This is a genomic window from Streptomyces sp. NPDC050535 (assembly GCF_044457665.1).
Taxonomy (GTDB): domain Bacteria; phylum Actinomycetota; class Actinomycetes; order Streptomycetales; family Streptomycetaceae; genus Streptomyces.
Map to the genome: position 1 here is coordinate 62,541 of NZ_JBITHE010000022.1, position 22,676 is coordinate 85,216.

Annotated in this window: 20 protein-coding genes and 1 riboswitch; of the genes, 5 read left to right on the forward strand and 15 right to left on the reverse strand. The window is 71.8% G+C overall.

Going from position 1 to position 22,676, the window contains the following annotated elements:
- Positions 1-20: 20 nt before the first annotated feature.
- From cobI to ACIBLC_RS34340, 7 genes are read right to left on the reverse strand one after another with little or no spacing between them, the layout of a single operon-like run.
- Positions 21-770, reverse strand: coding sequence for a precorrin-2 C(20)-methyltransferase (gene cobI, locus ACIBLC_RS34310; protein WP_399215282.1), 750 nt, complete (start codon positions 768-770; stop codon positions 21-23).
- The gene (locus ACIBLC_RS34315; RefSeq protein ID WP_399215283.1) at positions 767-2,206 is read right to left on the reverse strand and encodes a cobyrinate a,c-diamide synthase; all 1,440 of its coding nucleotides are present in this window, start codon (positions 2,204-2,206) and stop codon (positions 767-769) included. Before ACIBLC_RS34315 ends, cobI begins: the two co-directional genes overlap by 4 nt.
- Positions 2,200-2,799: a cob(I)yrinic acid a,c-diamide adenosyltransferase gene (gene cobO / locus ACIBLC_RS34320; protein ID WP_399215284.1), complete on the reverse strand. Its 600-nt coding sequence runs from the start codon at positions 2,797-2,799 to the stop codon at positions 2,200-2,202. The genes ACIBLC_RS34315 and cobO overlap by 7 nt, the downstream gene beginning before the upstream one ends.
- Positions 2,799-4,835, reverse strand: a complete 2,037-nt coding sequence (locus ACIBLC_RS34325) for a putative cobaltochelatase (RefSeq protein WP_399215285.1) — start codon at positions 4,833-4,835, stop codon at positions 2,799-2,801. The genes cobO and ACIBLC_RS34325 overlap by 1 nt, the downstream gene beginning before the upstream one ends.
- Positions 4,832-8,500, reverse strand: coding sequence for a cobaltochelatase subunit CobN (gene cobN / locus ACIBLC_RS34330; RefSeq protein ID WP_399215286.1), 3,669 nt, complete (start codon positions 8,498-8,500; stop codon positions 4,832-4,834). The genes ACIBLC_RS34325 and cobN overlap by 4 nt, the downstream gene beginning before the upstream one ends.
- Entirely contained in the window at positions 8,497-10,005 is a 1,509-nt protein-coding gene (locus ACIBLC_RS34335) for a cobyric acid synthase (RefSeq protein ID WP_399215287.1), read from the reverse strand. Before ACIBLC_RS34335 ends, cobN begins: the two co-directional genes overlap by 4 nt.
- Positions 10,002-10,946 carry a cobalamin biosynthesis protein gene (locus ACIBLC_RS34340; RefSeq protein WP_399215288.1) on the reverse strand — a complete coding sequence of 315 codons (945 nt, stop codon included), beginning with the start codon at positions 10,944-10,946 and terminating at the stop codon, positions 10,002-10,004. The genes ACIBLC_RS34335 and ACIBLC_RS34340 overlap by 4 nt, the downstream gene beginning before the upstream one ends.
- A gap of 99 nt (positions 10,947-11,045) precedes the next feature.
- Positions 11,046-11,189, reverse strand: a riboswitch (cobalamin riboswitch).
- 271 nt (positions 11,190-11,460) lie between these two features.
- Here ACIBLC_RS34340 and ACIBLC_RS34345 point away from each other — a divergent pair.
- Positions 11,461-11,670, forward strand: a complete 210-nt coding sequence (locus ACIBLC_RS34345; RefSeq protein ID WP_399215289.1) for a DUF397 domain-containing protein — start codon at positions 11,461-11,463, stop codon at positions 11,668-11,670.
- A gap of 237 nt (positions 11,671-11,907) precedes the next feature.
- Here ACIBLC_RS34345 and ACIBLC_RS34350 read toward each other — a convergent pair whose 3' ends face one another.
- The 5 genes from ACIBLC_RS34350 to ACIBLC_RS34370 all read right to left on the reverse strand — a co-directional run bounded on the left by ACIBLC_RS34350 (position 11,908) and on the right by ACIBLC_RS34370 (position 16,165).
- Positions 11,908-12,549, reverse strand: a complete 642-nt coding sequence (locus ACIBLC_RS34350; protein WP_399215290.1) for a hypothetical protein — start codon at positions 12,547-12,549, stop codon at positions 11,908-11,910.
- Positions 12,550-12,592: 43 nt separating this feature from the next.
- On the reverse strand, positions 12,593-13,447 hold the full coding sequence (locus ACIBLC_RS34355) for a helix-turn-helix domain-containing protein (RefSeq protein ID WP_399215291.1): 855 nt from the start codon (positions 13,445-13,447) through the stop codon (positions 12,593-12,595).
- 296 nt (positions 13,448-13,743) lie between these two features.
- Positions 13,744-13,965, reverse strand: a complete 222-nt coding sequence (locus ACIBLC_RS34360; RefSeq protein WP_399215292.1) for a hypothetical protein — start codon at positions 13,963-13,965, stop codon at positions 13,744-13,746.
- A 12-nt stretch (positions 13,966-13,977) separates the two neighbouring features.
- The gene (locus tag ACIBLC_RS34365; RefSeq protein WP_399215293.1) at positions 13,978-15,210 is read right to left on the reverse strand and encodes an anion permease; all 1,233 of its coding nucleotides are present in this window, start codon (positions 15,208-15,210) and stop codon (positions 13,978-13,980) included.
- A 211-nt stretch (positions 15,211-15,421) separates the two neighbouring features.
- Complete coding sequence (locus tag ACIBLC_RS34370; RefSeq protein ID WP_399215294.1) at positions 15,422-16,165, reverse strand: lysozyme; 744 nt, start codon at positions 16,163-16,165, stop codon at positions 15,422-15,424.
- Between the two features lie 198 nt (positions 16,166-16,363).
- On the opposite strand from ACIBLC_RS34370, the gene ACIBLC_RS34375 reads away from it, so the two are divergent.
- The 3 genes from ACIBLC_RS34375 (at position 16,364) to ACIBLC_RS34385 (ending at position 20,109) form a co-directional block, all read left to right on the forward strand.
- On the forward strand, positions 16,364-17,095 hold the full coding sequence (locus ACIBLC_RS34375) for a class II aldolase/adducin family protein (protein WP_399215295.1): 732 nt from the start codon (positions 16,364-16,366) through the stop codon (positions 17,093-17,095).
- Between the two features lie 324 nt (positions 17,096-17,419).
- Positions 17,420-18,547, forward strand: a complete 1,128-nt coding sequence (locus ACIBLC_RS34380; protein ID WP_399215297.1) for an alpha/beta hydrolase family protein — start codon at positions 17,420-17,422, stop codon at positions 18,545-18,547.
- 146 nt (positions 18,548-18,693) lie between these two features.
- The gene (locus tag ACIBLC_RS34385; protein ID WP_399215298.1) at positions 18,694-20,109 is read left to right on the forward strand and encodes a hypothetical protein; all 1,416 of its coding nucleotides are present in this window, start codon (positions 18,694-18,696) and stop codon (positions 20,107-20,109) included.
- 80 nt (positions 20,110-20,189) lie between these two features.
- Here the strand turns inward: ACIBLC_RS34385 and ACIBLC_RS34390 are convergent, their stop codons facing one another.
- The 3 genes from ACIBLC_RS34390 to ACIBLC_RS34400 all read right to left on the reverse strand — a co-directional run bounded on the left by ACIBLC_RS34390 (position 20,190) and on the right by ACIBLC_RS34400 (position 22,048).
- Positions 20,190-20,603, reverse strand: coding sequence for a VOC family protein (locus ACIBLC_RS34390; protein ID WP_399215299.1), 414 nt, complete (start codon positions 20,601-20,603; stop codon positions 20,190-20,192).
- A 105-nt stretch (positions 20,604-20,708) separates the two neighbouring features.
- Complete coding sequence (locus ACIBLC_RS34395) at positions 20,709-21,599, reverse strand: neutral zinc metallopeptidase (RefSeq protein ID WP_399215300.1); 891 nt, start codon at positions 21,597-21,599, stop codon at positions 20,709-20,711.
- 326 nt (positions 21,600-21,925) lie between these two features.
- Positions 21,926-22,048 (reverse strand): hypothetical protein, encoded by a 123-nt coding sequence (locus tag ACIBLC_RS34400; protein WP_399215301.1) that lies wholly within the window; start codon positions 22,046-22,048, stop codon positions 21,926-21,928.
- 6 nt (positions 22,049-22,054) lie between these two features.
- Between ACIBLC_RS34400 and ACIBLC_RS34405 the strand changes: the two genes are divergently transcribed.
- Positions 22,055-22,633 (forward strand): hypothetical protein, encoded by a 579-nt coding sequence (locus tag ACIBLC_RS34405; RefSeq protein ID WP_399215302.1) that lies wholly within the window; start codon positions 22,055-22,057, stop codon positions 22,631-22,633.
- Positions 22,634-22,676: the final 43 nt, after the last annotated feature.

Sequence of the window (22,676 nt, forward strand, 5' to 3'; positions counted from 1 at the left end):
GGGGTCCGGCACGCCGGGTTTCACAGCTTCCCGCCGCGCCCGCCCTCGCGCCGCGGGGGCGCGATGAGCGTGGAGAGGTACGGCAGCGGCCCGCCGTCGAGGTCCGCCGCGGGCCGGATCGACTCGCTCTCGAGACCGAGCGCGGAGCCCCACACGGCGTCGTCGAGCCGCCCGGTCTCGCGCAACGCCTCGGCCACCTCCACGGCCTGCCGCCCGAACTTGTACGCCACGACGGTGCCCGGCCCGTTCAGGGCGTCCTTGAGGACCGCCGCCCCGGCCGTCACCGGCACGAGGGTGAGCGGCTCGGTCCCCTCCGTGAGTACGGCTCCCGACCGCGCGGCGAGATCCTGCATGGCGGTGATACCGGGCACGCTCTCGACGACGGTCCCCGGCACGAGCTCCGCGACGGTCTGCGCGAGATACGTGAAGGTGGAGTACACGTTGGGGTCGCCGATGGTGGCGAAGGCGACGACGTCGTGCGCGCGCAGCAGCCCGGCCACCCGCTCCCCGGCCGCGTTCCAGGCCGCCTCCCGCCGCCCCCGGTCGGTCCGCTCGTTCAGCGCGAACACGATCCGTACGATCTTCTCCCCGGGCACGTAGTGCAGGACGGTCGCCTCGGCCCGGCCCGGCTCCCCGCCGTCGGTTCCGTCGGACGCGGCCATCACGGGGACGACGACGACCTCGGCGGCACGCAGCGCGTTGACACCCTTGACGGTCACCAGCTCCGGGTCACCCGGCCCGACCCCGACTCCGATCAGCTTGCTGCTCATGACGTCAGGCACCTCTCCACGAACCGACGGGCGACACCGGGCTCGGACGCCCAGTGCGTGTGCAGATAACTCGCGTGCACACCGTCCTGTACGAAACCTTCGACCCGCTTGCGAGGGACGCGCACGCCCCAGGCGGGAGCCGCCCCGGCGCCGGGCTCGACGACGGTGCGGTGGAACTCGTGTCCGCGCATCCGGGTCCCGGTCACCGCGAGCACACTGTCCGACAGAGCGACGGCGTCCCGGTATCCGAGGGTCAGGCCTTCGTCCATCCGGGCCTTGGCGTCGATGACCCCGCACATGGGCTTCCCGTCCAGCTCACGCGAGAGATACAGCAGCCCCGCGCACTCGGCGGCGACCGGCGCACCGCCCTCGACGAGCGCGGCGACCGCCTTCCGCAACGGCTCGTTGGCCGACAGCTCGGGCGCGTACACCTCGGGAAACCCGCCCCCGATGACCAGCCCGCCCACACCTGGGGGCAGTCGCTCATCGCGAAGAGGATCAAAGACGACGACCTCGGCCCCGGCGGCGCCGAGCAACTCGGCATGCTCGGCGTACGAGAAGGTGAACGCGGCCCCCCCGGCAACGGCGACACGTTTCAGCCCGTCCGGCGTTTGAGGACGAGCCCTTCGGGCGACCGGGAGTTCGGGGGCGGAGCCCTCGAGGACGGGAACGGGAAGGGGCGGAGAGGGCGAAGAACCCACAGCCTCGGCCGCGTCCCAAGCGGCACCCGACAACGCGGGAGCACTCCGCGCCAGCGCGAGAAGCGCCTCCAGGTCACACCCCTCCCGCACCTGCGAGGCCATCGCCGCAACCGCCTCGACGGCATCCGCCCGCCGCTCGGCGACCGGCACAAGACCCAGATGCCGCGAAGGCGTGTCCACCTGCGGAGCCCGCCGCAGCACCCCGAGCACGGGCACCCCCGACTCGTCGAGAGCCTCCCGCAGCAGGCCCTCGTGCCGTACGGACCCCACCTTGTTGAGGATCACCCCGGCCACCCGCACCTCGGGATCCCAGGAGACGAACCCGTGCACCAGCGCGGCCACGGACCGGGACTGTGACGAGGCGTCGACCACGAGTACCACCGGCGCCCGCAGCAACTTCGCCACCTGAGCCGTGGAGGCCAGCTCCCCCTCCCCGGCGGCCCCGTCGTACAGCCCCATCACCCCCTCGACGACAGCGAGTTCGCACCCCCGGGCCCCGTGCCCGAACAACGGCGCGATCAGCTCCGTCCCGCACAGATACGCGTCCAGATTCCGTCCCACCCGCCCGGTGGCGAGCGCGTGATACCCGGGATCGATGTAGTCGGGCCCCACCTTGTGCGCGGACACGGCGAGCCCCCGCGCGGCGAACGCGGCCATCAACCCCGTGGCAACGGTGGTCTTGCCGCTGCCCGACGAAGGCGCGGCGACGACCAGCCGAGGAACAGAAATCACCACTCGATGCCCCTCTGGCCCTTCTGCCCGGCGTCCATCGGATGCTTGACCTTGGACATGTCGGTCACCAGATCGGCCAACTCCACAAGCTTCTCAGGCGCGTTGCGCCCGGTGATCACCACATGCTGGGTGCCGGGCCGATCCCGCAGCACGGCGACGACCTCATCGACATCGACCCACCCCCAGTGCATGGGATAGGCGAACTCGTCCAGCACGTACAGCTGGTACGTCTCGGCGGCCAGGTCCCGCTTGACCTGCTCCCACCCCTCGCGGGCCTTCTCCTCGTTGTCCATCTGGGAGTCGCGCTGCACCCAGGACCAGCCCTCGCCCATCTTGTGCCAGTCGACGGACCCGCCCTCGGCACTGGCGCCGAGCACCCGCAGCGCGTTCTCCTCGCCGACCTTCCACTTCGCCGACTTGACGAACTGGAACACCCCGATGGGCCACCCCTGGTTCCAGGCGCGCAGGGCGAGCCCGAACGCGGCCGTCGACTTGCCCTTGCCGACTCCCGTGTGCACGACGACAAGTGGCCGGTTCCGCCGCTGACGCGTCGTCAGTCCGTCGTCCGGTACGACACTCGGCTGTCCCTGCGGCACTACGCGGCCCTCCTGTTGTCGCCCTGCACGTCCCTGACCAGACCGGCGATGGAATCGGCCCGCAACTCCTGAAGGGTCACCGCGGTGCCCCCGAGCTCCACCGCGAGCTGCCCGGCCAGACCCAGCCGCACCGCCCCCGCCTCGCAGTCCACGACCACGGACGCGACCGAGTCGGCCGCGAACAGCCGCGCCGCCCGCCCGGCCAGCGCCACCGGCTCGGGACCACCGGTGGCCCGCCCGTCCGTTACCACCACGACCAGCGGTCGCCGCGCGGCATCCCGCAGCCGCTCGACCCGCAGGACGTCACGCGCCTTCAGCAAGCCCGCCGCGAGCGGTGTCCGCCCACCCGTGGGCAGCGATTCGAGGCGCGCCGCGGCGGCGTCCACCGAGGAGGTGGGAGGCAGCGCGACCTCGGCCGCCGACCCGCGGAAGGTCACCAGACCCACCTTGTCCCGCCGCTGGTACGCGTCGAGCAGCAGCGACAGCACCGCACCCTTCACGGCACTCATCCGCTGCCGCGCCGCCATCGACCCGGAGGCGTCCACCACGAACAGCACGAGGTTGCCCTCACGCCCCTCCCGGGTGGCCTGCCGCAGATCGTCCCGCCGCACGACAAGACCGCGCCCCGAACGCCCGCGGGCCCGCTGATGCGGCGCCGCCGCCTGCACGGTCGCCGCCAGGTGGAGCTTGGTGAGAGCCCCCTGGGGCCGCCGCGATCCGGTCGTCCGCCCGTGCTGGGTCCGCGCCCGCGAACGCCGCCCGGCCGCACCCTCCCCGAGCCCGGGCACGCTCAGCACCTTCGTACGGAAGGGCTCCGCGGCCCGTGCGGGGGACTGCTCGCCGCCGCCCTGCGCGCCCGGTGCCCGGCCCTCCTCCGAGGGCTCGCCCTGCGCCGGAACCTCACCGGCGGGGGAGTCGTCGGCGGGAGAGTCACCGTCCGGCCCGTCCTGCGGAGGCTGCCCGCCGCCACCGGGCCCGTCCGGATCCGGATCGTCGTCCTCGCCGCCCCCTTCGCCGCCGTCCTGCCCGCCGAACTCCTCCAGCGTCTCGTCGAGCTTGTCCTCGTCGATCCCCGGAGCGTCGAAGGGATTACGCCGCCTGCGGTGCGGCAGGGCGAGCAGCGCCGCCTGCCGCACGTCCTCCGCGAGCACCTCGGTGCGCCCCGCCCACGCGGCCAGCGCGGTCGCCGTCCGTGCCATCACGATGTCGGCGCGCATGCCGTCCACCTCGAAGGCCGCGCAGGTCGCCGCGATCTGCCGCAGCGCCCCGTCCCCGAGCCGCACCGAGGGCAACAGCGCACGCGCCGCCACGATCCGCGCCCGTACGGCGGACTCCTCGTCCGCCCACCGCGCCGCGAAGCCCTCAGGATCGTCGTCGTACGCGAGCCTCCTGCGCACCACCTCGACCCGCTGGTCGGGCTCCCGGGACGCGGCGACCTCGACGGTCAGCCCGAACCGGTCGAGCAACTGCGGCCGCAGCTCCCCCTCTTCGGGGTTCATGGTCCCCACGAGCAGGAAACGGGCGGCATGCCGTACGGAGACACCCTCGCGCTCGACGTAGGAGGCGCCCATCGCCGCCGCGTCCAGCAACAGGTCGACCAGGTGGTCGTGCAGCAGGTTGACCTCGTCGACGTACAGGATCCCGCGGTGCGCGTCGGCCAGCAGCCCCGGCTCGAAGGCCTTCACGCCCTCCGCGAGCGCCCGCTCGATGTCGAGGGCACCCACCAGCCGGTCCTCGGAGGCACCGACGGGCAGCTCGACCATCCTCGCCGGGCGCTTCGTACCGGGACCGACCTCGTGCGGCCCGTCCGGGCAGGCGGGATCGGGGGCAGCCGGCGCGCACGAGAACCGGCACCCGGCGACCACGTCCACCTCCGGGACGAGAGCCGAAAGGGCGCGTACGGCGGTGGACTTGGCCGTCCCCTTCTCGCCGCGCACCAGCACACCGCCCACGGCGGGCGACACGGCGTTCAGCAGCAGCGCGAGCCGCAGGTCGTCCTGGCCGACAACGGCCGTGAACGGAAAGGGAGTACTCACTGGTCGTCGCCCTCCAAGTCGCCTTCGAGCTCCAGATAGGTGGCACGCAGCCGCTCCAGCGTCTCCGCGTCCGGCTCGGCCCACAGCCCCCGGTCGGCGGCCTCCAGGAGCCGTTCGGTGATCCCGCGCAGTGCCCAGGGGTTGGACTTCTTCATGAAGTCCTGGTTCTCCGGGTCGAAGACGTACTCCGCGCTGAGCTTCTCGTACATCCAGTCGTCCACGACCCCGGCCGTCGCGTCGTACCCGAAGAGGTAGTCGACGGTCGCCGCCATCTCGAAGGCACCCTTGTAGCCGTGCCGCCGCATCGCCGCCATCCAGCGGGGGTTGACGACCCGGGCGCGGAACACCCGGTGCGTCTCCTCGCCCAGCGTCCGCGTCTTCACCTGGTCCGGTACGGCGGAGTCCCCGACGTACGCCTCCGGGCTGGTGCCCGTCAGATGGCGCACCATGGCGACCATCCCACCGTGGTACTGGAAGTAGTCGTCCGCGTCGACGAGGTCGTGCTCGCGGGTGTCGACGTTCTTGGCGGCGACGGCGATCCGCCTGAACGCGGTCTCCATGTCCCCGCGCGCCGCCCGCCCGTCGAGCCCGCGCCCGTACGCGTAACCGCCCCACACCGCGTACACCTCGGCCAGGTCGGCGTCCGAGCGCCAGTTCCGCGCGTCGATCAGCGGCAGCAGCCCGGCCCCGTACGCACCCGGCTTCGACCCGAAGATACGAGCCGTCGCGCGGCGCCGGTCACCGTGCTCGGCGGTGTCCTCGTCGGCGTGCCTGCGCACGTAGTTGGACTCGGCGGGCTCGTCCAGCTCCGCCACCGCCCGCACGGCGTCGTCGATGAGACCGACCACGTGCGGGAACGCGTCCCGGAAGAACCCGGAGATACGGACCGTGACGTCGATGCGCGGCCGGCCCAGTTCCTCCAGGCCCACGATCTCGAAGCCGGTGACGCGCCTCGACGCGTCGTCCCACACCGGGCGGCAGCCCAGCAGCGCCAGGATCTCCGCGATGTCGTCGCCCTGGGTGCGCATGGCGGAGGTGCCCCAGACCGTCAGACCGACGGACGTCGGGTACGCGCCGGTGTCGGTCAGATAGCGCTGGATCAGCGAGTCCGCGAGCGCCTGTCCGACCTCCCAACTCAGCCTGGACGGGATGGCCTTGGGGTCGACGGAGTAGAAGTTGCGGCCGGTCGGCAGGACGTTGACCAGCCCGCGCGTCGGCGATCCGGACGGGCCCGCCGGGACGAAACCGCCGTCAAGTGCCTTCAGGATGTGGTCGATCTCGTCAGTGGTCCTCGCCAGTCGCGGCACGACCTCGTCGCACGCGAACTCCACCACCGCGATGGCGTCCGGGAGTTCGACGCCGAGGACCTCACGTACGAGCGCGGTGCTCTCGGCCGACACCCAGCCGCGCTCCTCCATGCCCTCCGCGATCCGGCGGCACAGCTGCTCAAGGAGGTCGATGGCGTCGGCGCCGGTCCGCGCGGGCCCGTCGACGAGGTCCGTCAGTTCCACCGGCACCTTCACCGGCGCGCCGGGCTCGCCGAGCAACTCCTTCTCGACCAGGCCGAAATGCTCGGCGAGACAGGCCCGCAGACCGGGCAGCGCGTTCGCCTTGCCGCCCCACACCTGCGAGGCCCGCAGCACCGCCAGCACGAGGTTCACCCGCGGCTCGGCCTCCGGACCGCCACCGAGAATGTGCAGGCCGTCCCGGATCTGCACGTCCTTGATCTCGCACAGATAGCCGTCGATGTGCATGACGAACGAGTCGAAGTCGCCGTCGTCCGGCTGGTCGTCGACATGCAGGTCGTGGTGCAGCTCGGCCGCCTTGACCAGCGTCCAGATCTGCGCGCGCACGGCCGGGGCCTTCGTCGGGTCCAGGTCGGACACGAGCGCGTACTCGTCGAGAAGCTGCTCCAGCTTCGCCAGATCGCCGTAGGTGTCCGCGCGCGCCATCGGCGGCACGAGGTGGTCGACCACCGTGGCGTGCCCGCGCCGCTTGGCCTGCGTGCCCTCGCCTGGGTCGTTGACGATGAAGGGGTAGATGAGGGGGAGTTCGCCGAGCACGGCGTCGGGCGCGCAGCCGCCGCTGAGCCCGAGTCCCTTGCCGGGCAGCCATTCCATCGTGCCGTGCTTGCCCATGTGCACGACGGCGTCGGCGCCGAACCCTGCTTGAGAAGATGCAGTCTCCAGCCACCGGTACGCCGCCATGTAGTGGTGCGACGGCGGCATGTCCGGGTCGTGGTAGATCGCGATCGGATTCTCGCCGAAGCCGCGCGGCGGCTGGATCATCACGACGACGTTCCCGAACTGGAGGGAGGCCAGCACGATGTCGTCCCCGTCGAGGTACAGGTTGCCCGGCGGCTCGCCCCACGCCTCCACCATCCCGCCGCGCAGCTCGGGGTCGAGCTTGTCGAACCAGGCCCGGTAGTCGGCCAACGGCACGCGCGCGGGAGCGGAGGCGAGCTGTTCCTCGGTCAGCCACTCGACATCATGGCCGCCGGCCGCGATGAGGCGGTGGATCAACTCGTCGCCGTTGTCCGGGTATTCGGTCAGCGCGTACCCGGCGCCCCGCAGCGCGTCGAGCACCCGCACCGCCGAGGCGGGCGTGTCGAGACCCACCGCGTTCCCGACCCGGGAGTGCTTGGTCGGGTAGGCGGTGAAGACCAGCGCGAGCTTCTTGTCGGCGTTCGGCTTGTGCTTCAACCGGGCGTGGCGCACGGCGATCCCGGCGACGCGCGCGGCCCGCTCGGGGTTGGCGACATAGACCGGAACGTCGTCGGGGCCCTGCTCCTTGAAGGAGAACGGCACGGTGATGAGCCGCCCGTCGAACTCCGGGATCGCGACCTGCATCGCCGCGTCCATGGGGGACAGGGCGGCGTCCGAGGCCTCCCACGCGGCATGCGAGGAGGTGAGGCAGAGCCCTTGCAGCACCGGGATGTCGAGATCGGCGAGCGCCCCGATGTCCCAGGCCTCCTCGTCACCGCCGGCGGAGGCCTCCGAGGCGTGGGTGCCGCCGGCCGCGAGCACGGTGGCGACCAGCGTGTCGGCCCTGGCGAGGATCTCGTACAGTCCCGCGTCGGCGTCGCGCAGCGAACCGCAGTACACGGGAAGGGCGTTGGCCTCCCGCGCCTCGATCGCGTCGCACAGCGTGTCCACGAAGGCGGTGTTGCCGGACAGTTCGTGCGCCCGGTAGAAGAGCACGCCGATCGTCGGGCGCCCCTCGACGAACGCGCGCTCGCCGTGCACGCCGTACGCGGCCATCAGCCGCGGCTCCTCGAAGCCCTCGCCGGTGAGCAGCACGGTGTCGGAGAGGAAACGGGCCAGCTCGGTCAGGTTCTCCGGGCCGCCCTCCACGAGATAGCGCAGCGCCTCGGCGACCACACCGGCGGGCACGGACGACTCGGCCATCAACTCCGCGTCGGGAACGGCCTCCCCGCCGAGCAGCACGGTCGGAACGCCGGACGCCTTCAGGAAGGCGAGCCCGTCCTCCCAGGCACGCTTCCCGCCCAGCAGCCGTACGACGGCGACGTCCGCGCCCGCGACCAGCGCGGGGAGTTCGGCGGCGACATCCACCCGGGTCGGATTGCCGATCCGGTACGCGGCGCCGGAGGCCCGGGCCGCCAGCAGATCCGTGTCGGCGGTCGACAACAACAAAACTGTGCTCATGCGGGCGCTCCCGGTGGAATGAAAGGCAGTCCTGACGGCGCGCCCGACTCGATGAGCCGCCACAGCGCGTCCGTATCCGCGTGTTCCTCGATCAGATCGCCGAGCAGGTCCAACTGCGCCTCGCGCAGCGCCGCGAACGACGTGTCGGCGGCCGGTACGAAACGACGGCCCGCGGCGGCCGCCACCTCGCGCAGGAACGCGCGCCTGAACCCGTCCGACTCCAGCGAGCCGTGCCAGTGCGTGCCCCAGACCGCGCCGACCCGGCAGCCGTCCAAGAAGGCCTCGCCGCCGGTGACTCGGGCGATGCCGTGATGGATCTCGTATCCCTCGACAGGCTCGCCGAGCGCCTCGCCGACGGGCCGTGCGAGCGTCTTCTCCCGCGCGAACCGCACCCGTACGGGCAGCAGTCCGAGCCCGTCGACGTGCCCGGCCCGTGACTCGACCTCGTCCTCGATGTGCTCGCCGAGGAGCTGGAAGCCGCCGCAGATGCCGAGCACGGGCCGTCCCTCGGCGGCCCGTCGCGCGATCGCGTCCGCGAGGCCGCGCTCCCGCAGCCACTCCAGCGCCTTCACCGTCCCCCGGGTCCCGGGGACGACGACGAGGTCCGCGTCGGTCAGTTCCTCGGCGCGGTCCACGAACCGCACGACGACACCCGGTTCGGCGGCCAGCGCGTCCACGTCCGTGAAGTTGGACATCAGGGGGACGGCGCAGACGGCGACCCGGAGGATGTCCTGGCCGACGGGGGCGGCCACCACCGACTCCCGGACCGTGCCCCTCAGCGAGACCCGCAGCCCGTCCTCCTCGTCGATCCCGAGCCCGTGCCGGAAGGGCAGCACACCGTAACTGGGCCGCCCGGTGAGCCCCTTGAGCATGTCGAGGCCCGGCTCCAGCAGGGAGACGTCCCCGCGGAACTTGTTCACCAGGAACCCGGCGACGAGTTCCTGGTCCTCGCGGGAGAGCAGCGCGACGGTCCCGAAGAAGGACGCGAAGACGCCGCCACGGTCGATGTCACCGACGACGAGCACGGGCAGCCGCGCGTTCCGCGCGATCCCCATGTTCACGATGTCGGTCCGCCGAAGATTGATCTCGGCGGGACTGCCCGCCCCCTCGCAGATCACCGCGTCATACGTGCCCCGCAGTTCGGCGAGACACTCCAGCACGGTCCCGAGCAACGACTCCTGCCGGCCGCCGTGATAGCCGCGGGCGCTCATCTCGCCCACGGGCCTGCCCATGAGCACGACCTGACTGCTCCGGTCGCCGCCCGGCTTGAGCAGCACGGGGTTCATCAGCACGCTGGGCTCCACCCGGGCGGCCTGCGCCTGCATGGCCTGCGCCCGCCCGATCTCGGCACCCTCCCGCGTCACGAACGAGTTCAGCGACATGTTCTGCGCCTTGAAGGGCGCCACCTTGACACCCTGGCGCACCAGCCACCGGCAGATCCCGGCGGTCACCACGCTCTTGCCGGCGTCGGAGGTGGTTCCGGCGACCAGCAGCCCGCCGCTCATGAACCGCCTCCCCGCCGCTTCGGCAGCAGGCCCGCGGCACACACGCCGAACGCGAGCCAGCTCACACGCCGGGACAGCCGCACGGCGCGCTCGATGTCGCCGACCGCGACGGCCCGGCCCTCCCCGTTCAGTACGGGCCGGTGCTCGACCCTTCCCCCGTACGCGAGGGTCCCGCCGAGCCGCACCCCGAGCGCCCCCGCGAACGAGGCCTCCACGGGACCGGCGTTGGGGCTCGGATGCCTCCCCGCGTCAGCGCGCCAGGCGCGCACGGCGCCCCGCGGGTCGCTTCCGGCGGCGGCGGCGAGTACCGCGGTGAGCCGCGCGCCCGGCCAGCCCGCGACGTCGTCGAGCCGTGCGGAGGCCCAGCCGTAGCGCCGGTACCTGGAGGACTTGTGCCCGACCATCGCGTCCAGGGTGTTGACGGCACGGAACCCGACAAGACCGGGCACGCCGGCCACCGCACCCCACACCAGAGCCCCCACCACGGCGTCGGAGGTGTTCTCGGCGACGGACTCGACGACGGCCCGGGCGATCCCGTCCGCGTCGAGAGCCTGCGGATCCCGCCCGCACAGACGCGGCAGCCGCTCCCGGGCCACCTCGACGTCGCCGGCCGCGAGCGCGCCGCCGATCGCCCGGGCCTCCCGGCCGAGGGAGGTGCCGCCGACGACGGCCCAAGTGGCGGCCGCGGTCAGTGCGATGGAGGCGGTACGGGAATCACGTACGGAACGGGCGGCGAGCGCCGCGAGCCCGGCGGCACCGCCGGCGCACACGGCCGTGTGCAGCGCGCCCCAGCCGCGGTGGTCCCGCCAGAGCGTCCGTTCCACGGCACCCGCGGCCCGCCCGAAAGCGGCGACCGGATGTCCACGGCGGGGATCGCCGAGCAGCAGGTCACCGAGAAGGCCGGCGGCGGCGCCGTACGCGAAGACGCGATCGGCACGCACCGGCTCAGCCGGCCGTCAGGTCAGGCACAGCCGTCGTTCGCAGGGCACTTGGGCAGCCGCGCATGGCGATATGTCCTCACTCAGGGTGTCCACGCCCTGGTTCGAAGAGACCGGCGGTGAGAGTTCCTGGCTCCCGGGGAATTCCTTCCCCGATGACAGTGGCGGGACCGCGCCGGACTCACACCGGCTTCCTCTCTTGCCGCCGTACTTGGCCCCGGCAGTCCACCACGGGGTTGGAAGACCCGTCAACTTGCTGTTGACCTGCGACGGAGGAGTGTGCTGAGGCCCACACGGGGCCGGTTTTCCTCTAGGCCGACAAAAAGACCTTTCATAGACTCGAATACGACAATCGGGGAGCGGTCCGAGGGCGGTTGCCTCCGTGTGGTGACGTGGTGGGGCTCCTCTCGGCGGCCCTCTGGGCCGACCAAGATCACGGCGCTATCGTGACTCGGCATGGGGGAAAGAGACGGACACGCGTCGGGGGACGCCGGCTCTTGGGCAGCAGGAGGTAGGCGTGTCCTATGAGAACTCGTCCGAGCGGTTCTGGCACAAGAGCAGCTTCAGCGGGGCCGATTACGACTGTGTCGAGGTGGCGTTCGTCGGAGACGGCGTGATCGTCCGTGACTCGCAGAACCCGTCGGGGCCGTATGTCGTCCTGTCCGCCGAGCGGTGGCGGACTTTTCTGACGGCTTTCGCCGGCTCAGGGGGAGGGGGAGAGACGTGACGGATCATCATCTCGCCGAGATGCGGCACGCGGTGAACGGACTGCGCGGGGGGCCGCGGAGGATCTCGGTGTCGCTCGGGACCGTGCTGATGTGCGCGGTGCTCGGCGCGATGGCCGCGCTGACCGGCGCGGCAGCCGCACTGCTGGTGGACGGCATGGCCGCGCGGCTTACCGCCTGGGTGCTGGTGGCCGCGGTGACAGCCGTGGCCGCGGGACTGTGGTGGGGCTTGGCGGAGTTCAGGAGGAATCGTCCGCCGACTGCCTGTCCGCCGGCAGCTCGGACTGCCGCTGAGCCGGGACCACGGCCCGGCGGTCGTCGCTGAGGGCGGGTTCCGTCGAACCGGTCTGCGCGATCACCTTGGCCAGCTGACGGCTCATAGCGACCACCGGGGTCATCACGACGCCGGTCACGGTACCCATCAGCCATGGGTTGGTCAGTCCGAAGGCCGCCATGGCGCCGAGCAGTCCGGCGAGGCCCGCCACCAGCACGAGGATGCAGCTGGTGCAGTAGACGATCTTCGTGGTGAAGACCCGGAGATGGTCGTCCGTGCGATGACGGTCCAGGGTGTCCATCCGGTCGGCACGGTCCTGGTCCGCCATCGCGTCCCGCACGAGCTGGTTGTAGGAGAGGTCGGCGACGGGGGTCTGCCACCGAGCCGAGTCGGCGGAGGGGATGTCGTCGGCGTCCGCGTCGCCGCTCCCGCCGTCGTCGCCGTCGGAAGGGTCACCGGCGTGAGCGGCGGTGGCTCCAGCGGGCGCTTGGGCACCGGTGGCTCCACCGGCCCCTTGGGCACCGTCCGCACCGCCGGTACGCCAGGGTGCCCGCCCGATGGCAGTGAAGACCTCCCGCCACCACTCATTCCACGCGGCTGGCAGCATATGAGGCCTCCTCGCTTCTCCCGGGCTGCTGGGGCCCGGCAGATCAGCTGCTGTCGATACCGTCCCTGATCCGGCTGATCAGTTCGATGGCCTGCTCTCCGCCGAGGGCGACCTCACGGAGATATTCGAAACACTCCTGGTGGCGCACGATCAGTTCGTGGTCGTCACGGGTGGACTGGTTTCCCTGGACCTCGAGATAGAGCAGGTCCTCGTCGTCGAGAAAGCCCAGCAGGATGAAGCTGCCGCGGGTGGAGTAGTGGGCGCCCGCGGCGAAGGGGAGCACCTGGAGGGACACCTGGGGGCGCTTCGAGGTGTCGATGAGGTGCTGCAACTGGGCGCGCTGCACCCTCGGTCCGCCGACCTGCCGGTGCAGTGCCGCCTCGTCGACGACGAAGAAGGTCAACGGCGGGTCCTCGCCCTCCATCGTGCGTTCCTGGCGCGCGGTGCGCAGCTCCACGATTCGCCGGGCCCGCGCCTCATCGACCCGGGGGGTGAGCAGGGCCATCGCGTAGTCGTCGGTCTGGAGAAAGCCGGGCACCACGATCGGGTTGTAGGTACGGATCGACGCGGCGGCGCTCTCGTAGCCCAGGTACTGACCGAACCCCGGTCCCAGGATGTCGTTGTACTGGGCCCACCAGCTCGCGCCCTTCGAACCGCGCGCGGCTTCCTCCAACTCCGTGACGAGTTCGAGTTCCGCCACCTCGTACTGCTGGAGCAGGGCGCGCAGATCGGTGACCGAGAGGCTGACCGTGCCCTGCTCGATTCGCATGATCTTGGAGAGTGACCAGTCGAGGGCGTGGGCGGCCTGCCCCTGTGACTGCCCCGTGGCCTCGCGGGCCTTGCGGAGCGCGAGCCGCAGTCTGCGGCGGTTCAGGCTCGGATCGACATCCCTCGGCATGGTGGCTCCTCGCTGTCGTCGTGACGGCTCCATGAATGGCATATGTCAGGGAGCCGTATGGTCGGTCGACGCTATCAGAGAGCTTGGTGCCAGTATGACATATGTCGCTTCGCCGCATCGCGTACGCTCGATCGAGTGAGTCGCCTGAGGTCAACGGGCAGAAAAAAGCCGGGTGGGGCGCACTTTGACGTGCGCCCCACCCGGCTTCGGTCGTCGAGGCGGGCCGTCGGACCGCGGCCCGGGCGGGCCTTCGGGCCGCGGTCGGGAGGGCTGCCGGATCGTGGCCGGATGGAGCGTCAGGCCACGATCAGATAGATGCCGTACGCCACCGCCGCCGCGCACGCCGCGAAGCAGGCGTACGCGCCGGTGACCGCGAGGGCGGCGCTGCCGCCCCCGGCCGGTGCCGACTCGCGCTTGGAGAGGCCGACGATGCCCAGGGTGAAGAGGCCTACGAGGCCCACGGTGGCCACCAGGCTGACTCCGAACACGGAGCCGAGCGCTGCCCAGTCGATGTGCATGCTGTTCGTTCCTTACACCGGGGCCGGAGCGGTGGGCTCCGCGTCCGGGGACGGGATGGTGGCCTTGAGGTCACCGGGGAGCGGGCCCGCGGGAGGCGGAGTGACCGCGGCGATCGCGTTGGTGACGACGCCGGAGGGCCCGGCGTCGGTCTCGTTGACGTTGTCGATGGTCACCGGCTGACGGCGCGACAGGTTCCAGATGACACCCGCGCCGGTCACCAGGAGGCCGCCCGTCAGGACGATGCCCCAGGTGCCCTGCTTGGTGAGGAACTCCGCGCCGGCACCGACCAGGCCCGCCGCCGGGAGCGTGAGGCCCCAGGCGATGAACATCCGGGTCGCGGTCGACCAGCGGACGACACCGCCCTTGCGGCCGAGACCCGAGCCCATCACGGCGCCGGAGCAGGACTGCGTGGTGGAGAGCGAGAAGCCCAGGTGGGAGGAGGCCAGGATGACCGTGGCGGCACTGGTCTGGGCGGCGAAGCCCTGCGGCGGCGCGAGGTCGGTGAGGCCCTTGCCCATCGTGCGGATGATGCGCCAGCCGCCCAGGTAGGTGCCAAGCGCGATCGCCATACCGGCCGAGATGATGACCCAGGTCGGAGGGTTCGAATCCGGCGCGATCACACCGCCGGTGACCAGCGCGAGGGTGATGATGCCCATCGTCTTCTGCGCGTCGTTCGTACCGTGGGCCAGCGAGACGAGCCCCGCCGAGGCGATCTGGCCGGCGCGGTATCCCTTGGCGGTCGCCTTTTCGTCGGCACGGCTGCCGATCCGGTACGTCAGCCGGGTGGCCAGCATCGCGGCGAGTCCGGCCACCAGGGGCGCGGCGATCGCGGGAAGCAGCACCTTGGTGACCACGGTCGAACCGTTCACCGACGACCAGCCGGCCGACATGACCGCGGCGCCGATGAGGCCGCCGAAGAGTGCGTGGGAGGAACTGGAGGGCAGGCCCAGAAGCCAGGTCAGCAGATTCCAGAGGATGGCGCCGACGAGCGCCGCGAAGATCACTTCGGTGCGGATGCCCTCTTCGTTGATGATGCCGCCGGAGATCGTCTTGGCGACCTCCACGGAGAGGAACGCACCGACGAGATTCAGCACGGCGGACATGGCCACCGCCGTCTTCGGTCTCAGGGCACCGGTCGAAATGGTCGTCGCCATCGCATTGGCGGTGTCGTGGAAACCGTTCGTGAAATCGAACACGAGAGCGGTAACGATCACGATTCCGAGGAGGAGCGTGATGTGTTCCATTAACCCAGACTTCTATTGGACGTCAGTGGCAGGTGGACCGTAAGCAACCTGAATGAACGGAAGATGAACTTGGGGGGCATTGAAAGTGTCGCATGCGTCGAGCAAGCCCTTCGATGGTGCGAAAGGGGTGGTTCGTCGCTGATTCGGCACGAGTCCGACACCTGTTCCGACGTCTCGAACGCAGGCGGAACAAGGGATTCCGCCGCTTGCGCTATCCCTCGGCGAGCTTCTGGAGCTGAGCCGTGGATCCGTTGAAGAGATTCTGGTCACCCGGCAGGCTGCCGCTGTTGTCGTACTGCCAGAAGGTCCAGAGGGACCAGCCCGCCGGCAGGGCGCCCGCGGTCGCGGAGTCGTAGCGCGCGAGCCACAGGGCGTGGTTCGCGCCGAAGGCCCGGCTGCTGCCGGTGCAGGTGTTCCACCAGTGCGTGGTCGTGTAGATCACCGGACGGCGCCCGGTCCGGCGCCTGACCTCGTCGCTGAACGCCTTGATCCAGGTCACCATCCCGGCCTTGGTCAGGCCGTAGCACTTGTTCCTGCCGTACGGGTTGTACTCGACGTCGAGCGCGGGCGGCAGCGTCCAGCCGTCCGCACGCCAGGCGCCTCCGTTGCGTACGAAGTGCGCGGCCTGGGCGGTGCCGGACGACCTGTCCGGCAGGGCGAAGTGGTAGGCGCCGTGCAGGATGCCCACCTCGCGCGCCCCGTTGTACTGCTGGTCGAAGTACGGATTGCGGTAGGTGTGGGACTCGGTCGCCTTGACGTAGACGAACCGTGCGCCTTTCGTCCTGGCGCTCTGCCAGTCGACGTTCTTCTGGTGCGAGGAGACGTCGTGCCCCTTGGGCTTGCCGGCCGCGGAGGCCGACGCCTCGGCGAGAGCGGACCCTCCGACGGTGAGGGCGGCGACGGTGGCCGCGATGACGCGGGCGCGATGGCGGGACAGTCTGTGATCACGGGCCATGTTTCCCCCCGGAATGGCGACGTACGCGACAAATCCACCCAGAGGTTACTGGAAGATCGTCGAAAGCTCGGCAAGCTCCGGCCAACTGCTCACAAGCGGGCGACACATGCCTATATGTGGTCTTACGGATGCCTGGGTTCCGCCCTGAAATGCCTTCGCCGTCGTCGTGTCGAAGCCGGCGCCTGGCAGGATCGCGGGATGGCTGAGCAGCGGCGGGACGCACGGGGCGATCGGGGCGGGCGCGAGGGTGCACAGGGGGCGCGTGAGCGGCACGCGCCCGACGCGCGGGGCGCGGAGGAACGGGCGTGGGACGAACTCGTCGCGACGGCCCGCCGCACGGTGGCCGACGGGCTGGTCGTCGGCACCTCGGGCAACGTCTCCGTACGCGTCGGGGACACCGTCCTGGTCACGCCGACGGGAGTTCCCTACGACAGGCTGACGCCCGGTGACGCGGTGGGTGTCGACCTCGACGGCCGGCAGGTGCGGGGTTCGCTCCTTCCGACGAGCGAACTGCCCATGCACCTCGCCGTCTACCGCGCCACCGACGCGCGCGCCGTCGTCCACACCCACGCCCCGCACGCGACGGCCGTCTCGACACTCGTCGCCGAGCTCCCCCTGATCCACTACATGGCGGGTGACCTCGGCGGCCCGGTCCGCGTCGCCCCCTATGCGACCTACGGCACCCCGGAGCTGGCCGAGAACATGCGCCTGGCCCTCAGCCGACGCACCGCCTGCCTCCTCCAGAACCACGGCACGATCGCCCACGGTGCTTCGCTCTCCCAGGCCTACGACCGCACAGCCCAGCTCGAGTGGATGTGCCGCGTCTGGCTGACCGCGTCCTCGGTACCCGGCCTGTCCCCCTCACTGCTGACACGCGAGCAGGTGGACGAGGCGGGGGAGCGGCTGCGGGGGTACGGGCAGCGGGGGTAGCCCACCCCCCGGTCGCGGGCGGAACGCCTGCCCGGCTGCCGGTCCGCCCGGCATCCGTTCGCGTTCCGCTTACGGCCCCGACGGTCCGCTTTCCTCAACCGGGACGCGGCTCACGGCCGTGCCGGACACCGGCCACTTCCCGCACGAAGCCCGCCCTCGCCCGTCTGGGCGCACCGTCCGTCCCGCCGTCCCGGAACCGCCGAACCCCGTACGCCATGGAAGGCGCCGGTTTCGCCCTCGCCGGGAGGCGTGAGTCCGAGCCCTGCCTCCACCGGAGAGCTCACCCCGCTGGCCGGAAACCGGCACCCCCAGGAGACTGGACGCGTGCGCACTGTCAAAGCGGCGGCCGCTGCCGTCACCGTAGCCATCGCCGCGGGCGCGGCCTCCGTTCTGGCGGGCCGGTTCGCCAGTGACGCCGCGCTGAAGGCGCCGTCGGGGAGGCCGCTGCCCACCGAGCCCCGGCTCACCGTGCACGCCACGACAGCGGGCGGGATCACGCTCACCCGGGATCTGGCCTCGCTGCGCCCCGGCACGTACGGGCTGGCCGGCGACGGCTCCCACGCGGTTGTCGGCCCGGTCGTGGAGAGCGAGCCACACCCCGTCGACACGGTCGTACGGCGCCTGGAACGCGTCACCCACGGCACCCTGGAGCCCGGCGACAAGGTGTGGTTCACCCCGAACGTGCACATCGGCAACCCGGGCTCCGCCCTCGGCCTCGACCACGCCGACATCGACGTCCCCGGCGAACTCGGCGCCCTGCCCGCCTGGTTCGTGCCCGGCGTCCGCGACACCTGGGTGATCACCGTGCACGGCCTGGGCACCACGCGCGAACACCCGATGAACGTGATGGAGTTCCTGAACCGCCACCAGTTCCCCGTCCTCGACCTCGCCTACCGCGGCGACCTCGGCGCACCCCGCTCCCCGGACGGCCTGCACCACCTCGGCGAGACCGAGTGGCGCGACCTCGACGCGGCGATCCGCTACGCGGTGCGCTACGGCGCCGACCGGATCGTCCTGTTCGGCTGGTCCACCGGCGCCACCATGGCCCTGCGCGCCGCCGCGCACTCCTCGCTGCGCGACCGGATCTGCGGCCTCGTGCTGGATTCGCCCGTCCTCAGCTGGGAGACCACGCTGCGCGCCCTCGCCACCGCCCGGCACACCCCCAGCGCCCTGCTGCCGCTCGCGGTGCGCGCCGCCCAGGGCCGCACGGGCCTGCACGGCGACCGCACCGAGAACGCCGCACGCCCCGACCGTCTCAAGGTGCCGGCCCTGCTGCTGCACGGCCCGGACGACACCATCGCCCCCTGGGGCCCCTCCCGCCGGCTCGCCGAGCGGCGGCCGGAGCTGGTCACCCTGCACACGGTCCCGGACGCCCCGCACGGTGCCATGTGGAACGCCGACCCGGCAGGCTACGAAGAGGCCCTGCGCCGCTTCCTCACCCCGCTGATGTAGGAGCGGCGGAGGGGCTGTTTTCAGCCGGTCCGCCGTGCGGGGACAGCCCCGTTTCCGGGCGCGCGCGGGCCCGCGGGCGGTGTCCGCGGAAGGGCAAAGGCTCATTCCGTTTGGGTTTTCGGACGGTCAACCGGAAGACTGCACCCGTGACGTCCCGTAACCCGCGCGACTCCAGGCTCCGACTCGTCCGCCCGCGGCCCCTTGCCGCCGCTCCCCGAGCGGTGACCCAACGCCGCTCGCAGCGCCCCGCACCGCGCCCGCCCGAGGGCACTCCGCCGCCCGGGGAACTGGCCCGCATGGCACGCACCTGCCTCTCCGACGCGGCCCGCGTGGCCCGCTGGGCGGACGCCGCGCTCGGCCCCGGCCGCAACGGCGCGACACCCGACAACGCGACCCCCGACGGCAAGGGCACTCTCTCCGACGCCTCCGCCGAACGGGCCGCCGCCGACCTGGGACTGACCCCGGCTCAGATCCGCGCGGACTGGGACACCGCACGTCTGGCCGGCCTCGTCGAGGTGCACGGCGGCAGCGCCCGCCCCGGCTGGCGGCTGCGCGCCTGGAACCGCGACGACAGCGCCGTACTGCGCGGCTGGGTCGCCCTCTTCGACGCCTGGTCGCTCGCCCACCCGGAGCCCGCGGACCGGGAGCCGTCCGCCGTCGCCGAGGTCGTCTCCGCGATGCCCCAGGTGCTCTCCTTCCTCCAGCTCTCCGCGGGACCCGTCCCGGTGGAGCAACTCCTGGACCTCCTCGAACAGCGCGTCACGGAACTGCGCACCGAGCGCTGCGAGATCCCCTACGGCCCTCAGCCCGAGCCGGTCGACCAGGCCGCCGCCGAGGACACCCCGCTCGCCCCTCTCCTCGACTGGGCCCTGCACGCCCTGGCCTCCGTGGACGCGCTCACCTGCGCCGACGGCCAGGCCACCCTCACCCCGCTCGGCAACTGGGCGGTCTGGGTCAAGCTGGAGCAGATCTGCGTGGCCGCGCAGAGCCCCGCCGGGAACATCGAGCACTCCGCCGAGGACATGCTCCGCGGCTGCGCCCAGCTCCGCCCGAACGCGGCCCGCGCCGAATACCGCGCCTGGCTCGCCGCCCGCCCCGTCGGCAGCGCCATCACCGAGCTCCTCGACGCCGCTCGCGGCGAGGACGCCCTCAGCCGCGGCCTCGCCTTCGAGGCGCTGCGCGTGGTCGGCGCCCCCGCGGAACCCGACGTACGCGCCGCGGCCGAGGAGACCTCGCTGCGCCCCTACGCCCTGCTGTGGCTCGCCGAGCACGACGGACACGACCCCGAGGACGCCCACAAGGTGCTCACCCGCGCGGAGGCCACCTGGCTCTGGGTCGACACCGCCGCCGCCGTCGCCGACCACGGGGAGGCGCCGCTGCTCGTGCGCCACCTGGAGTCGGCCGTGCAGCCCACCGTGCCGAAGCTCCTCGACGAGGTGCGTGCCGTCGGGCATCCCCGCACGGTGCAGGTCCTGGTCGCGCTCGCCGCCGCCCACCCGGACCCGGCGCTGGCCAAGGCCGTCCGCCGGGCCGCCTTCCAGGTGCACACCTGGGGGAGCTGACCAGCCACTCGGTTCCCGGCGCCGGGGAGGGACGGGCCTCCAAGCCCATGTGCCGGGGGCCACGCCGCGATGTCGGAGACCTACGCCGCTATCTCGGGGGCGTACGTCCCGAAGCTCCAGATGTTGCCCTCGATGTCCCGGGCCATGTAGTCCCGTGAGCCGTAGTCCTGGTCCGTCGGGGGCATCAGGATCTCCGCGCCGTGGTCCACGGCCTGCTGATGGTGGGTGTCGACGTCGTCCACGACGACATACACCCCCACCGGCCCGGCGCCCTTCATCGCGTTGTCGAAGACTCCGCCGCGGCCCTTGGAGCCGAGCATCACCGCGCCGTTCCCCTGCGTCAGCTCGGCGTGCATCACCGCGCCGTCCTCGCCCTCGTACACCGAGAGCTCGGTGAAGCCGAAGGCCTCCGTGAGCTGCCTGATCGCCGCTTTCGCGTCCGCGTACAACAGTGTCGGGTAGATGCTCGGGCGCCCGCTGTCGATGACTGCCATGCCGATCACTCCCTCTCGTCCCGCCGCCGGAATCCGATCTGTGCCCAGTCTGGCACCGGGCACTGACAACGCCCTGCCGAGCGACCGCGAGAGGTCGGCCAAAGGTCAGCGGAAGGTGTTGCACCGGGCCATGTCGCCGGTGCGGTAACCCTGGTTGAACCACTGCTGCCGCTGCCCGGCCGAGCCGTGGGTCCAGGTCTCCGGGGTCACCCGGCCCTGGAACCTCTCCTGGATCCGGTCGTCCCCGACGGCCGCCGCCGCGTCCAGGCCGTCCCGGATGTCGGCGTCCGTGAGGCTGGTCAGCAGCGGCCTACCCGTGGACGGGTTCTTCGTGGTCGTCGCGTGGTGCGCCCACACCCCGGCGTAGCAGTCGGCCTGGAGCTCGACCTTCACGGCGTTGCTGTTCGCGCCGGTCGCACCGTCCTGCGCCCTGCCCAGGGTCCCCATCAGGTCCTGCACATGGTGCCCGTACTCGTGCGCCACCACGTACGCCTGCGCGAACGGACCGCCGCTGGAGCCGAACTTGGTGCGCAGCTCGTCGAAGAAGTCCAGGTCCAGATAGACCTTGCGGTCGCCCGGGCAGTAGAAGGGCCCGACCGCTGAGGTCGCGGTGCCGCACGCCGTGCCGACGCGACTGCTGAAGAACACCGTGGGAGAGCCTGTATAGGTGCTGTCGCGGCGCGTGAACTCCTGCGTCCAGTAGGTCTGCACGCTGTTGACGACCGCCACGATGCGGCAGTCGTCCTTGGTGTTCGCGTCCTGTCCGGTCCGGCAGGTCTCCTGGACCTGCGCGAGGGAGGAGGCGGTCGCCGCGGGCTGGTCGTCACCGGACGAGAGCCCCAGCTGGTCGGGCCCCACCCCGAAGAACAGGCCGAGGAGGAGGGCGATGATTCCGGCGAGGCCGCCTCCCACGGTCGCCCTGCCGCCGGGGATTCGACTGCCGCGCACATCCTGCACCTGGGAGGTGTCCAGGTTGGCGTCGTCGTCGAACTGCATGGGCACTCCACCCTCTGCCGTACATCCGTCGATCTCTGGCGTCGGTCTCTGGCGTCATCCTCGTACGCCCCCAGGACCCCGGCTCCGGGCGGAGGTCCGAACGGGGGACGCCTCCTCGCCCACCCGCCGTGTCCCGACGACTACCCCTCCGGCCCGCGCCTACGCTCTGCGCCTGATCCGAGGACCGAGTGGGCGAGAGACCGAGTGGGCGTAGAGGGGGAAAGGTGGTCGTTCTACCCGTCGAGCTACCGGTCGAGGTGACCGCACCGGCACCGTGTCCGGCCCCAGCCCCAGCACCCACGCCTCCGCACCCGCACCCGCCGGAGTCACGGCGCCACGCCCTCCGCCGCCTCCTCCCACCAGCTCTCGCCCTCCTCCTCGCGGCCCCCGTCCTCGTCGCGGCCCAGCAGGCGCGACCCACCCCCTACGGGGACCAGATCACCGTCCACGCGCGCGTGGACAGTGACGCGCGTCCCTCGCTGCGTACGACGAAGGACGCGGTCGAGGCGTACGACGGGACGACCGGGCGCCCTCGCTGGAGCTACGCGCGGGAGGGGCGTCGTCCGCTGGCCGTGGTCCACGCGCGCGGGGAGGCCTTCGCGCTCTGGGACGACGGGCTGGTCACCGACACCGCGCTCGGCGGCGCGGTGCGCTGGCACCGGGGCCTTCCCGGGGCCGCCCGGTGGCTCGCGGCGAACGGGGGGAGCGGCGTACTGCGGCCCCTCGGCGCCCGCATGCTCGCCGTCGTCACCCCGCGGCGCATCGCCGCCTACCGCGTCGCGGACGGCGATCTGCGCTGGGTACTGCCCGCCCGGCAGGGATGTGAGTTCGCGCCCACGCGCGCGTTGCGCCACGGCACGGTGCTCCTGATCGCACAGCCCTGCCCCGCCGGTGACGCCGTGGACTCCTGGACCGACGAGATCATCGCGGTGGACGACCTCGGCAGGATCACCCCGGACCGGACGCCGCTGGGCAACGAGCGTCACAGTCCCGAACGCCCCAACGCAGAAAAAGTGGTTGCACCGCCCCGTTAGACTGGGCCCATGGCCATTCTCCTCGCGCACTAGACGGCGGGAA

What these genes read in the sequence shown, in the direction of transcription:
- cobI (WP_399215282.1), bottom strand. Translation starts at nt 770, where the DNA reads ATGAGCAGCAAGCTGATCGGAGTCGGGGTCGGGCCGGGTGACCCGGAG.
- cobN (WP_399215286.1), bottom strand. Translation starts at nt 8,500, where the DNA reads ATGAGCACAGTTTTGTTGTTGTCGACCGCCGACACGGATCTGCTGGCG.
- ACIBLC_RS34335 (WP_399215287.1), bottom strand. Translation starts at nt 10,005, where the DNA reads ATGAGCGGCGGGCTGCTGGTCGCCGGAACCACCTCCGACGCCGGCAAG.
- ACIBLC_RS34350 (WP_399215290.1), bottom strand. Translation starts at nt 12,549, where the DNA reads ATGCTGCCAGCCGCGTGGAATGAGTGGTGGCGGGAGGTCTTCACTGCC.
- ACIBLC_RS34355 (WP_399215291.1), bottom strand. Translation starts at nt 13,447, where the DNA reads ATGCCGAGGGATGTCGATCCGAGCCTGAACCGCCGCAGACTGCGGCTC.
- ACIBLC_RS34360 (WP_399215292.1), bottom strand. Translation starts at nt 13,965, where the DNA reads ATGCACATCGACTGGGCAGCGCTCGGCTCCGTGTTCGGAGTCAGCCTG.
- ACIBLC_RS34365 (WP_399215293.1), bottom strand. Translation starts at nt 15,210, where the DNA reads ATGGAACACATCACGCTCCTCCTCGGAATCGTGATCGTTACCGCTCTC.
- ACIBLC_RS34370 (WP_399215294.1), bottom strand. Translation starts at nt 16,165, where the DNA reads ATGGCCCGTGATCACAGACTGTCCCGCCATCGCGCCCGCGTCATCGCG.
- ACIBLC_RS34375 (WP_399215295.1), top strand. Translation starts at nt 16,364, where the DNA reads ATGGCTGAGCAGCGGCGGGACGCACGGGGCGATCGGGGCGGGCGCGAG.
- ACIBLC_RS34390 (WP_399215299.1), bottom strand. Translation starts at nt 20,603, where the DNA reads ATGGCAGTCATCGACAGCGGGCGCCCGAGCATCTACCCGACACTGTTG.
- ACIBLC_RS34395 (WP_399215300.1), bottom strand. Translation starts at nt 21,599, where the DNA reads ATGCAGTTCGACGACGACGCCAACCTGGACACCTCCCAGGTGCAGGAT.